Below are 12,980 nucleotides of genomic sequence, written 5' to 3'. Positions count from 1 at the left end.
CAAATCATTATTTCCTTGCTACCAAATGCATTCGAAATTTCTTACCAGCCTCTAATTTTTCTATTTTTAACCCTGCGCAGTTGCAAAAACTTCTGATTTCATCCAATGAATAAGCAGCCACATCACCATGGCCAATCAAATTAGCCAAAGGCATTTCGGTATGATTCATGAACCAGAGAATGATACTTGGTGCCGTATAATCCTGTAAAATAAGCCTTCCTCCTGGTCTTAATACCCTTTTTGCACTATCAAAAAATTTTTGCGGATTTGGATAATGATGAAAACTATTGGAACAAATAATTACATCAAAACTATCATCATCAAAGGGTAAATCCTCGCAGTCTCCGACAACCCATTTGACACCATTCAAGTTTTTAGCTTTTCCCACCTCAATCATTTTGGGAGTGATATCAAGACCTGTGTAATTTTTTGTTGAATCCTTTTCATAAAGTAACGATATCATCGGTCCCGTGCCGCATCCACAATCTAATAAATCTTGATAATCTTCCTTCTCCAACTCCTCCGAAATATATGGATAGTCGTCCTTACACATCTCATAGATTCCAGCATGGCCTGTTTCATAAATATCTGCGGCCTTTGAAAATTCTTTTATTGTTAATTCCTTATATTCTTCAGCTGATTTCATTTTATTCCCCACTCTCTCTCTTTACAAATAATTGGTTACTTCTTTAAAATTTCTGCAATTTCATCAAAATCTTCCTTTGCTTCTTTGAAATATGGCAACATTGCATAGCAGTGAAAAAGACCTTTACGCTGACGGATAGTGTATTTAACATTGTATTTTTCGCAGGCATCTATAAAGTTTTGCTTTGCGCCATAAAGAACTTCGTTTTCGCTATACACAAAATGAATATTATCTACACCAGAATAATCTCCCTTAGAAATGTTAATCATATAATCCGGAATGTCATTTCTACCTTTACGTTCAAATCGTTCTACACGTTCCATGAAGGCATAGTCAACCATATAGTCTGTCTGATTATTGGCCTGCATAATTCTTTTTTCTTCTTCATTCCATGGGACTTCTCCAGGTGATACTGCAACAATGTGTCTCGGCATAGGAAGTTTTTCTGAAAGCGTGTTGTTATAAGCAGCAACACCAAGGGCTAAAGCCCCGCCAGATGAAAATCCACAGGTGCTAACATTATTGGCACCATATTGATTGATCATTTGTCGATAGCATTCAAAAATCATTTCAAAACTATCTATTATGCAATGCTCTATGCAAAGGGGATAGATAGGAAACCACACATCACAGCCTGTTTTCTGGGCAAGTTTTACAATAACATCGATGTCACCTTTATCAGGGCCAAGCATCATCCCTCCACCAAACATGTAAAGAATGGAACGCTCAGCCGGTTTTTCGTTGGGCTGAACAATAAGACATTTGCATCCTAAAACAGTGTGCTCTTTATAAAAAGCCTTATTATCCTTTGGCATATAAAAGCCCCTTTTTTTGTTCATTTTTTCAACTTTTTCAAGGAATTTATCATCACTCAGATGGTACATTTTTTTGATTCTAGATAGTTTTAAAGAAACATTAATTAGATTTGCTGCAAAACTCATTTTGACATAACCTCCCATTAATCTTTTGCTTCGTGTCAAATATATCACTTTGAGTTAGATATGTCTAACGTAAAATAGAAAGTCAAAACATAAAAAACCATGCTATCTGAACAACTCAAATAGCATGGCATCTGAAACTTTTTACTTAATCAACTGCACCTGCAATCAGTGAAATCACACCTACTGCTATCAGTATTGGCAATGCCAAATACATCAATCCACCAAATACAAGTGCTAACAAAAACAATGGTAGAAAAACGATATAAAGCATTATTTTAAAAATGCCCCATGTAGCTCTGAAGGCTAAACCAATCATCTTTCCAAAAATCATAAAAAATAAAATTCCAAATAAAACTGACATAACAATGCCTCCTTCGTTATACAACGTCTACTGGATTATCATCCATTACAAGAGCTGCAATGATGTAGATGATAATTCCGCTTCCACCCGCAAGTGTAACTGCTGCCCAAATCAATCTTACAAGTGTTGGATCTACATCAAAGTATTCTGCGATTCCGGCGCAAACGCCACAAATCTTTTTATTGTTGCTTTTGTATAATCTTTTTCCGTTCATATTAAGTACCTTCCCTTTCTATAAATAAGTGGTTTGTTTGATTTCTTACTTAGATTTTACATTTGTATTTCCTACTAATATATCACTATTTCAGCAAATGAATATATACTATTTTTCTTTTTTAGCAAAATAGATATAATAATTTTATTAGGAGGATGATACCGATGGGAAGAAAATCAATTAGAGAAGACAAAAGTGTATATTTCAAGGCTCGCGAGGAGGCTGGACTGACCAGAGCTCAGGCTAGTGAACTGATCGGCTCCATGACTGAAAGCCGCCTTGAAAAAATCGAAACTGGCAAGGTTGCTATCTATCCAGAAGATGTGGTGGACCTGGCTACTGCATACAAGCGCCAGGATTTATGCAACTACTACTGCACTCATGAATGCAAAATTGGCCAGAAAACTGTACCTGAAGCAAAGATGTCCTCCCTTCCAGAGATTGTGCTTGGCATGCTCTCAGCCTTAAACTCTCTCAACAACCAAAAAGAACGCTTCATCGACATCACCGCTGATGGCGTCATTTCCGATGACGAGCTTGAGGATTTCCTCGCCATACAAAAACAGCTTGAGCAAATCGACATGACTGTCGAATCACTCAAGCTATGGGTTGCAAATACTATTGCTGAAGGCAAAATCAATGGCTAGATTTGCACAGTAAATCTACTACTTTCAAATATATAAATCCCACTATAATTTTTTACTCACAGATAGTAGTCATTTCCTGATTTCTTACTCTCTGGAATCTCTTTTTCTCCTCAGATAGTAAGCTTTCTCCACTTTCTTACTCTCTGGAATCACTTTCTCTCCTCAGATAGTAGGATTTCTCCACTTTCTTACTCTCTAGATTTGCTTTTTCTTTTCAGATAGTAAATTTTGCCTACTTTCTTACTATCTGGAATCTCTTTTTCATCCCAGATAGTAAGCCCGGCCATTTTTTCTACTGCCTAAAATCAAAAGTCCTCGCTCAGGCAGTAGCCCCGGCCAATTCTACTACTGCCTAATATCAAAAATCTCTCTCAGGCAGTAGTCCCGACCTATTCCACTACTGCCTAAATTCAAAATCTCGCCCCAGGCAGTAGCCACGGCCAATTCCACTACTGCCTAAATTCAAAAGTCCTCGCTCAGGCAGTAGTCCCGACCAATTCCACTACTGCCTAAATTCAAAATCTTCTCTCAGGCAGTAGTCCCGGCCCGCACAGCCCGCAGCCAGCCCAAGACAAGCCCGCAGCCAGCCCAAAACAAGCCCGCAGCCAGTCCAAAAACAAGCCCGCGCAGCCAAAAACAAGCCCCGCCCCACAAAAAAGAGCCAGTGCAAAAGCACTGGCTCTACAATTCCAATCTCAATCCTAAATAATCCTACCTTACCGCCTTCATATCTCCTCTATCCAGCAGCCTGACAAATATCTCCGCCAGAGCTGGGTCGAACTGGGTGCCGGCGCATCTAAGGATTTCAGCTCGCACTGTTTCATCGTCCAGACGTTTTCTGTAGACACGGTCCGATGTCATGGCATCATAGCAGTCCGCCAGGCAGATGATTCTGGCAACAAGTGGAATCTCCGTCTCCTTCAGGCCATCAGGATAGCCTTTGCCGTCGAATCTTTCATGATGATATCTGATTCCATCCTTCAAATCCTGTATTGTTGAATCCATGCCATCCATAATGGCCGATCCAATTTCCACATGCTTCTTTATGATTTCATATTCCTCATCGTTTAGCCTCTCAGTTTTGTTAAGGACGCTATCAGGAACACCAATTTTTCCAATATCGTGCATGTTGCCAATGTATTTAATGCGCTCAATATCTTCCTCGGTAAAGTCATAATCAGCAGCCATTTCCCTGGCCAGGATAGATGCATAATATCCCACTCTTTCTGAATGACCACCTGTGTATTCATCCTTGGCATCGATTGTGCCAGCGATAGTTTTTATCGTATTTACGGTAGCTCTTGCACTCTCCGCCTCACGTAGTTTTGTCTCTGCAGTCCAATCCACAAGAATCTGAACCACGGTTGTAATCATCAAACATACCAAACCAATGCATGCAAATAATCCAAAGGCATGATTTTCAGTAGTATAGAATGCAATTATCTCCATTCCACATGTAGCAAGCATCAAATCCATGCCCACTGCTACTACCTGATATTCTTTTATCCTGCCTATTCTGACATCGTTGACTATTGTGCACATACTCATCAAAAGGCTCAATACCATTATCAGGTGGGCTACTGGTAAACTCTTGAAAAGCTCTACCAATCCTGCAAAATGCAAGGTGAAGTTTACGGTTATTACAATCGTGCCCACTAACTCCGCTATAAAATAGAATTTGTGATAATACTTATGCTGAACTTCATCAAAATACATGCAAGCCAGCACTCCCACTAGCTCCATTGATGAATAAGAAAAATACTGAATCATAGTTGTCTTCGCAAAAATCAGCTGGCGTATCATCGATTCCGCAAACATCCAAATCGAGATGTCTATCATAAGCAAGCTCAGATAAAACACCAATCTATGATTCAAATTAGACTTTGAAAAAATAAGTGAAAGCGCAAGAAGAATTATTCCCAGCGATAAAATCATTTCGGCTGCAAGATTTACCGGGATATTCTGATAGATTACATTGAACCAGACATTATTTCCATCGCCTAGTTTTATTTCATTTATGATGCCATACACCTTTGCGCGGATTTTGATTGTGATTTCCTTTGATGCATCCTCCGAAGATAGTTTGGTAACCACATATGCACTAGGAATATAGTAGGACATAAATGGAATGGATTCTGTGGAATACTCTGACCTGAGCTTGCCATCTATGTAAACATAAACATCCTCGATGTTTGCGCGAAACATAAGGCTACTGTTGTCCTGCAGATTATCTGGCAATGTATTTGTAATTACATAAACTTCTTCTCCATTAAAATCAGTCAAAAATGGAAGCTGTATAATCCCCTTGGTGCCATCTTCCATTTCCAAAATCCAATCCTGGTTGAAATCCTGGGCTGCAAAAGAGCCCACTGGTGCCTCGTGTGCCACGTCCGTGGAAAAAATAGCTACAACATCCATAAAAAGCGACATTGCTATAATGGAGTAAACACACCATTCCACTAGATTTTCAATCAAGGATTTTTTATGATCCATACAATACCTTCCCGCAACTATCCGTTCTTCCTGGTAAACTTAATCAAGTATCCTATTGCTTTCTTTCCCTTGTGAAGCCTTGAAAACTCTAAGTAATAATCTTCCTCCTGCATGGTGAATTCCTTGCCAGCCATACTATCCTCAGCGCCCGATTCAACATACTTCATCAAATCCTGTCTAAGGAAGGTGTTAAACCTGCCACCATTTCCAGGAATCTTTTCTTCCTTCTCCCACTGTTTAAGCTCGGGGAAAAGGTTAAAAGCATTCTCATTACAGTCCATAAATAAAAGCTTATTTGACAGAACAATTAGGCCTGTATCCTTCAGCTCTCCCTCCAGGATTTCCGGGTTGGTTTCAATTGCATAGTTGGCGATTTTTACCACCGGAATCAGAATTCCAAAGATACCAATCGTATAGATAAAAGGCATCAATTCAACCTTCATATGAATCAGTCGTTCAACTGCATATGCACTGAACATCAGGAAGTATAAAAAGATTAGAATGTCCACATCTCTTGCGCTAACGACATTCTTTTTTCTGCTATATTTAAATGAAATTGCAATTGAAATAATGAAATAAAATGCCAGAGATATCAGGTACAAGGTGTGGGCAAATCCGTATGTTTTAATTAAATAACCACCATAAGGTCCATAATGGAATTCCACTGTTTTGTAGAAAATATCAAGCTGGCCTGCCGTACAGGCAGATAAAAATAGAACTATCTGAATCAAATACAAAACGATTTTTGTCTTTGTATATAAATGAATTTTGCAGATATCGCAGATATTAAAAAAGAAAAGCATTGGCGCAAACAGACCTATAGTGTAGATCAATTCATTGCTAAGCAGCGCCTCATTCAAAGATGTGGAGCTGGCCAGAGCATAGTAACCTGCGTCACCTATAACAGTAACAAAGGCTACAAGAATCGCGTTTGTGCCAAGTTTTCTTTCATTAGATATTATCCATACTAATATGGCTAGCGAACAGATAAAACAAACCAGATAATACATACCAATCCCCCACCTAATGTATTATTCCTTCTTATCTATTCTCCCTATCAATCATTATGCCATATAACGTAAGATTTTTTAACCAGTTTCTTGAAAATACTTAAAAAATACAAGTGAATGTGATGATGCCATCGCGCCAGTTTACTTTGATATCACCGTGATAGCGCTCCATAAGCCCCTGGGCAATAGACAGACCAACGCCATAGCCTTCCTTGTCGATATTATGGGCTTCATCACCTCTGTAAAATCTATCAAAGAATCGGTGGTAATCAATGCCTGCACCAGATTCATAGCTGTTTGAAACACGCAGATAGATATGTTTATGCTTTTTGTCACTTCCAAGTCCAACAGTGACTTTGCCCTTTGGATCGCAATACTTAATGGCATTATCTATAAGCAATGTTGTAATCTGTCGGATATCCCCCTCGTGAGCTAGAAGCTTTACATCGGAAGCTATGCTAAGCTCCATTGTCTTTTCATCGGAAATGGCAACTGCCTCAAAGGATTTTGCAGTGTCAGTGACGATAGCCGAGAAATCTGTCTCCACTCTATCCTCTTTACTATCCTTTTCACTTGCTCGTGTAACTAGAACAAGGTTTTGAATGAGGCCTGTCAGTCTATCTACCTGACGCATGGTAGACTGAGTCCATTCGTTTTCAACGCCCATGATTTCAAGCATTTCTGTATTTGCCTTGATAACCGCAAGTGGTGTTTTAAGCTCGTGGCTGGCATTTGTAATAAATGATTTTTGCAGCTCTGCATTCTTGATTTCAGGCTGAATAATCTTACCAGCCCAGGATTTGATAACAACTGCAGAAATCACCATACCAAATCCAATCAGGATACAAGCCAGTAATACAAGTCGACGATTGATAGCAACCTGAGTGCTACAATCCAAAACTACAACGATTGTGCCACCGGCATCTCTTGCGGCAACCATATAATAATAGTCATCGTAGCTTCCAAACTTGAACCAGCGCTTCATGACCGTGTTGGCATATGTAACTGCCTGATCCGCCTCCACTGCTGCAGTGTGGGATGTAATTACCTTTTCAACATCTCCGTCTTCAGTGTAGGTGACCGCAAAATATCTGGTTGAATAATAGAATTCATCAGATTTGTAATCGCTATCCACTCCAAAAAGCTTTTCAAGCTGATACACTAAATCGTTGTTATTATCGATTGTATCTTTGTTATCATTAGCATCATCTGATTCGATGCTTTCATACTGCATAGGCAAGATACCATCATTTTCAACAATGTACATTATGTTATCTTTGATTTGTCCACGAGTCATCAGTGAGTTAATAACATAAATGCAGCCTGCAATAAAGCTCATTACAATAAAGAATGACACCATTGCAGTAATTATGAACTTATTCTTTAATGCTCGAATTGATTTTTCACTCATTCACTACCACCTGGAAAGAACCGCCCTTTTCACCTTTAATAGTTACTCCAGAATTAATGTACTCCAGCTTGCCCTGTAAGAAGTTTACATAAAGCCAAACTGTGTCTTCCTCAACATCTGTCTCATCATTCCAAACATGCTCGATTAGATAGTTTGTGTCCACTGGATGTTCCTGATTTAAAAGAAGAGCCTGCATCAATGAGAATTCCTTTAATGACAGACGAACTGTGTTGGCACTAATAAGCTCAAGACTTTCGGATTTAAGTGTGATATCACCAAAAGAAAGCTCCTTGGCTGCGTACTGGCTGCCTCGTCTTGTCATGGCCTTTACTCTAGCCATCAGCTCTTTCATGGCAAATGGCTTGGTAAGATAATCATCCGCTCCTGCATCCAGTCCTTCTACTCTGTCATCCACCTCTGCCTTTGCTGTAAGCATCAGCACTGGTGTAACAATGTTTCTTCTTCTGATTTCCTTTAATACTTCAAGTCCATCCATCTTTGGCATCATGATGTCTAGGATGATGCCATCATAGCCATTGCTAAGTGCAAGCTCTAAAGCCTGTGCTCCATCAATGGCACTGTCTACTACAAATCCCTGCATTTCCAGCATGGATGTAATAACCTTATTTAAATCAAGTGTATCTTCAGCAAGTAATATTTTCATAAATTTCCTCTCTTATTCGTCAATGCTTTCTGAGCGAATCAAATCTCTGATGGTCTGCATAGACATATCAGTAGACGCCAACTCATCGGCACATCTTTTTAGCTCTGCGCTAATAAGTGCATCGCTTTTGGATACCTTTTTCTTGTAGCGCATATGATGCTCTAACGCAGCCCAAGTATCCATAGAAATAGTTCTTAACTGTATCTCTACAAAATATTTATTATCGTATTTCAGAATCATGTGCAAGCTTCTGTAGCCGTTTGGCTTAGCTTGTTTGATGTAATCCTTTTCCTCGATTACTTCCACCTTATCAAGTGTTCTAAGGTGGTCGCGGACAGAATAAACATCGCTGATAAAGGCACATACTACTCTGATTCCGATAGCATCATGAATCTGTTCCAATGCTGATTCTGTAGTCTCAGGAAGATTCTGCCTTCTGCATTTTTCACGCATGCTTTCCTCGTCCTTAATACGAGCCAGACAATGTTCCACCGGATCACTGCCAAATTCCTTTATCATATCCTCCCTCAGCTCATCAATTGAACCAAGGATTATATTCATAACATTTTCCATCTCACTGCGATGGTTGCCATATATACTTTCTTCCAAAACTTTCTCCTATTTCTTATTGAATCCTAAACAAATTTAGTTTCAATGATAATTATTCCACATAAAAAGAGTTTACCAAAAAACCTTGGTAAACTCTCTTAAATTTTTCTAAAATTTATCTGAACTTTACTCGATGACTGCGTCAATCAATACAAAATATTTACCCTCGCCCTTTGTATATGTGGCAAAAGTACCAACTACTGTGATTGCCTCACCGTCGTCCGGGTACTCCTCGTCCTCAGGAAGCAGGTACTCAATTCCCTCAGTGCAGCACCCCAAAGCGTCGTAAACAATACAAGAATGTGTGCCACCATGAGTGGTGTTGCTGTCCCCATCCATTCGCACAAGCTGCCCCTTGTAGTTGGATGGATTTGCAAGCATGTCTGCCACATAGGAATAAACCATGGTAGATGACATTGTGGTTAAATCCACATCCACGTCTCCTACTTCAGAGCTCTTTCCACATCCTACGAAGCTAATGATTATGGTAAATACTAATAATAAACTAAGATATTTCTTCATAAGCCATAGTTTAACATATCTTTTTTAAAAATCTATTACGGAATCCGCCACACCCATGGTAGATTTTCTGTGAGAAATTAACACTACAGTCTTGTCCTTGGCCTCTTCCTTGAGGGATTTCAGGATGATTCCTTCGTTTAAAGAATCCAGTGAGCTGGTAGGCTCATCAAGAAGGAGCATATTACCACCATGCAAAAATGCACGGGCTATACCAATTCTTTGTTTTTCTCCACCAGAAAGTGTAGAGCCAAGTTCTCCCACCTTTGTATCATAGCCTTCTGGAAGACTCATAATAAACTCATGAATGCTGGCTTTCTTCGCTGCTTCCATAATCTCTTCTATGGTTGCATCTGGCTTGGCCACTGCTATATTTTTAGCAATAGTGTCCTGGCTAATCCAGGTTTCCTGGGTGACAAAGGATTGATTCTTTCTGAGGGACGCCGTGTTCACATCACCTATCTGGATAGGCCCCTCAGTTTTGTCGTAGTAATAAATCTGCCCCTTATCAGGCTTCCAAAATCCCATTAAAAGTCTAAGCAATGTGGATTTGCCGCAGCCGCTTGGACCATGGATTCCGAGGATTTGTCCCTTTGGAATATCGATGGTTCTGTCCTTGATGACCTCCACATCCTCATAGGCAAATGAAACATTGTTTACTGTGGCGATATTGCCCTTTGAGTTGGCAACCATTTCCAAATCCACCCCATCAGTCTCTTCCTCTACAAGAGGCTTTTCATCAAGAAGTGCTAGGACTCGCTCGCCACTGGCAAGAGTCTGATTCAGATTGTTTGACAATGATGCAAGGGCAACCACTGGCCCAAATGAACTCATCATACCAACAACAGCTATCATCACCTGTTCAAATGAGACACGGCCTTTGTTGTAGGCAACAACCATTACCGCCAAAATGATTAATGAAAACGCCTGTATAGACAGATTTGTAAGTAGCTTCTGATTCTTTTCGTAGTCCACCAAATCAGATTTGATTTCAGCCAGATTATCTGATTTTGCATTTAATCTGTTTAGCTGCTTATGACCATTTTTGAATTGAATGGTATCATCGATGCCATATAAAGCACCTAGGATAAAGCTGTTCATCTTGCCAAACTTGTTTCTGAATTTAAGCCCTGCCTCGGCAGAACTCATCTCGTTAGAAACAGGAATCATTCCACCTACAGTCAGGTAAGCAATAGCAGCAATAATACCTGCCACTGGATACTGTAGCCACAAAAATCCTGACATAAACAATGACACTATTATCGCAATTGCGATAGGTGAAATGGTGTGAGCAAAGAACACCTCCAAAAGCTCTATATCAGTGGTAATCATGGTAATAAGATTACCCTTTTCTTTTGTTTCTAGCTTGGCTGGGCACAGCACACGAAGCTTATCGAAAACCTTGTGTCTGATGATGGCCAGAATTCTAAAGGCGATGTAGTGATTGCAATATTGCTCCCCATAATGAAGCAAACCTCTAAGTATTGCAACTACTACAATAAGCTGGAAAAACTTTGGCAAGGTACGAACAAGTACTGGGTTCTCCAGACTGTTGATTACCATAACTATGCCCTCAGCTCCAAGCACTGTTACAAAAATGGCGCATAAATGCCCAAGGCTTCCCAGCAAAATTCCAAGAATCATAATAAATATCAGTGGTTTCACCAGGCCGATTAGACGTGCCATGATTTTTAATCCAGATGTTTGATTCTTCATTACATGGCACCTCCTGCATAGTTTTCCAAAGCATGCTGCTTCTTGTAAAGAGTAGCGTAGGCTCCATTCTTTTTAATCAGCTGACTATGAGTTCCAGATTCTACAATACTTCCCCCATCCAGCATAAATATCTGATCAGACTTCACAACATTTGCCAGACGATGTGATATAAGGATAACCGTCTTTCCTAGCTCCTTTGAAAGCTTGCGGATAATATTCATTATGATTTCTTCTGATTCCATATCTATATTGCTAGTAGCTTCATCAAAAATATAAATTGGTGAGTTTTTAAGCAAGGCTCTTGCTATACATAGGCGCTGCTTTTGACCGCCTGAAATATTGGCTCCGCCTTCTGCCAATTCAAACTCCAGTCCGCCTAAAGGCGCAAGCTCATCCCAAAGATTTAGAAGCTTTAGAATGTTTACAAGCTTTGTATCATTAGCCTTTGGCTTACCCAAATGAAGATTGTCACGAACTGTTCCATGGAAAATATAGCTATTCAAAGAAACGGCTGTCATGGCAGACATAAGTGATGCTTCGGAGATATTTTTAAGCTCCTTGCCTGCAACAGTAATTGATCCCTTGTAGTTTCTGTTTTGCTGTCTTAGGAGGCTGGCGATTGTGGACTTTCCTGAGCCTGACACACCTACAATTGAAACAAGCTGTCCCGCCTGAATATCCATGGAGATATCCTTTAATGTCTCCTCTTTATTGTAAGCAAATGACACCCCCTTAAATCGAATGTCGTATGGTCCCTCTGAAATTAAATACTTCCCTGCCTCAGGCTCTGGCAAATCTAAGAACTCGAATATCTTGTCTGCCGCCTTCATTCCATTCATACCAATGTGGAAGTATGAGCCAAGGAGTCTCATTGGAAGGAAAAACTCTGCCGATAAAAGCAAAAACATAATGGCGCTAACGAGAGTCATATTTCCATCTAGGAACTCACTGATTGTGGTGATGATTCCCACTGCTGCTCCTGCATAGGCAACAATATCCATAACGATGGTACTGTTGAGCTGCATAGAAAGAACCTTCATGGTGATTTTTCTAAAACGCTCTGACTCTACATCCATCTCCTCCGCTGCCTGTCCATCAGACTCATAAATCTTTAGAGTGGTAAGACCATGAAGCTTTTCAAGGAATGTATCTCCCAGGCCATAGTACACTTTGAAGTATTTGTCCAAAAGCTTTCTGGCAACCTTCATAACTATCATGATAACAATTGGAATAAGTGGAACTGCGACTAGTAGAACAACTGCCGCTCTCAAATTGTATTGAAATAGAATTCCAAATAATGTGAGGGGAGCAATTAACGCATATACGAATTGGCTGATATACTTTCCAAAGTATATCTCCAGCTGATCAACGCCCTCTCCCATCATCTGGGTAATCTGCGCAGAGGATACCTTGCTACGGTAGCTGCTTCCAAGACGAAGAAGCTTGCTGTAGATTTCCTCTCGCATCGTTTTTTTCACATCTACACTGGCTTCAAAAGAAGCTTCAGTGTAGAGTCTGTCAAAAACTAATCTAGAAAAAATGCAAAACAAGGCAACTGCAAGATAAATCACCAGGTGCTTTGTATCTAATTTGCCGGCGTATGTGCCGCCAATAATTCTGGCAAAGCAACCTACTATGATAATCTGAGCAACAAGACCAAGCCACTGCCATAGAATTGACATGAACACGTGGCGTGTGCCTTGCTTCATCATTTTTAGTAATCTTGTTTTAATCATATTCTTCCCTCAA

At 40.0% G+C, this 12,980-nt stretch carries 13 protein-coding genes; 1 reads left to right on the top strand and 12 read right to left on the bottom strand.

Annotation, left to right across the window (positions count from 1 at the left end; translation table 11 throughout):
• Positions 1-7: 7 nt before the first annotated feature.
• The 4 genes from T375_RS00770 to T375_RS00755 form a co-directional block, all read right to left on the bottom strand.
• Positions 8-646 (bottom strand): class I SAM-dependent methyltransferase, encoded by a 639-nt coding sequence (locus T375_RS00770; RefSeq protein ID WP_044933829.1) that lies wholly within the window; start codon positions 644-646, stop codon positions 8-10.
• A gap of 35 nt (positions 647-681) precedes the next feature.
• A complete protein-coding gene (locus tag T375_RS00765) occupies positions 682-1,587 on the bottom strand; it encodes an alpha/beta hydrolase (RefSeq protein ID WP_044933827.1) in 906 nt (301 codons plus the stop codon).
• A 145-nt stretch (positions 1,588-1,732) separates the two neighbouring features.
• Positions 1,733-1,948, bottom strand: coding sequence for a hypothetical protein (locus T375_RS00760; RefSeq protein WP_044933825.1), 216 nt, complete (start codon positions 1,946-1,948; stop codon positions 1,733-1,735).
• Between the two features lie 16 nt (positions 1,949-1,964).
• A complete protein-coding gene (locus tag T375_RS00755) occupies positions 1,965-2,162 on the bottom strand; it encodes a PspC domain-containing protein (protein ID WP_044933824.1) in 198 nt (65 codons plus the stop codon).
• A gap of 164 nt (positions 2,163-2,326) precedes the next feature.
• On the opposite strand from T375_RS00755, the gene T375_RS00750 reads away from it, so the two are divergent.
• Complete coding sequence (locus tag T375_RS00750; protein ID WP_044933822.1) at positions 2,327-2,809, top strand: helix-turn-helix domain-containing protein; 483 nt, start codon at positions 2,327-2,329, stop codon at positions 2,807-2,809.
• A 711-nt stretch (positions 2,810-3,520) separates the two neighbouring features.
• Here the strand turns inward: T375_RS00750 and T375_RS13020 are convergent.
• From T375_RS13020 to T375_RS00710, 8 genes are all read right to left on the bottom strand, one after another.
• Positions 3,521-5,302 (bottom strand): HD-GYP domain-containing protein, encoded by a 1,782-nt coding sequence (locus T375_RS13020; protein WP_049960226.1) that lies wholly within the window; start codon positions 5,300-5,302, stop codon positions 3,521-3,523.
• A gap of 17 nt (positions 5,303-5,319) precedes the next feature.
• The gene (locus T375_RS00740; protein ID WP_044933821.1) at positions 5,320-6,312 is read right to left on the bottom strand and encodes a histidine kinase N-terminal 7TM domain-containing protein; all 993 of its coding nucleotides are present in this window, start codon (positions 6,310-6,312) and stop codon (positions 5,320-5,322) included.
• 100 nt (positions 6,313-6,412) lie between these two features.
• Positions 6,413-7,723, bottom strand: a complete 1,311-nt coding sequence (locus T375_RS00735) for a sensor histidine kinase (protein ID WP_049960225.1) — start codon at positions 7,721-7,723, stop codon at positions 6,413-6,415.
• Entirely contained in the window at positions 7,716-8,387 is a 672-nt protein-coding gene (locus T375_RS00730; protein ID WP_044933820.1) for a response regulator transcription factor, read from the bottom strand. Before T375_RS00730 ends, T375_RS00735 begins: the two co-directional genes overlap by 8 nt.
• Positions 8,388-8,399: 12 nt before the next feature.
• A complete protein-coding gene (locus T375_RS00725) occupies positions 8,400-8,996 on the bottom strand; it encodes a GTP pyrophosphokinase (RefSeq protein WP_242839248.1) in 597 nt (198 codons plus the stop codon).
• A 126-nt stretch (positions 8,997-9,122) separates the two neighbouring features.
• Positions 9,123-9,518 (bottom strand): hypothetical protein, encoded by a 396-nt coding sequence (locus T375_RS00720; protein WP_143064495.1) that lies wholly within the window; start codon positions 9,516-9,518, stop codon positions 9,123-9,125.
• Positions 9,519-9,542: 24 nt separating this feature from the next.
• Entirely contained in the window at positions 9,543-11,231 is a 1,689-nt protein-coding gene (locus T375_RS00715) for an amino acid ABC transporter ATP-binding/permease protein (protein WP_044933815.1), read from the bottom strand.
• Complete coding sequence (locus T375_RS00710) at positions 11,231-12,967, bottom strand: ABC transporter ATP-binding protein/permease (protein WP_044933814.1); 1,737 nt, start codon at positions 12,965-12,967, stop codon at positions 11,231-11,233. The genes T375_RS00715 and T375_RS00710 overlap by 1 nt, the downstream gene beginning before the upstream one ends.
• Positions 12,968-12,980 lie beyond the last annotated feature (13 nt).

It is taken from the genome of Pseudobutyrivibrio sp. LB2011, assembly GCF_000701765.1.
Classification (GTDB): Bacteria; Bacillota; Clostridia; order Lachnospirales; family Lachnospiraceae; genus Pseudobutyrivibrio; species Pseudobutyrivibrio ruminis.
Note: the sequence above shows the minus strand (reverse complement) of the source record. Positions and strands in the feature narration are given on the sequence as shown.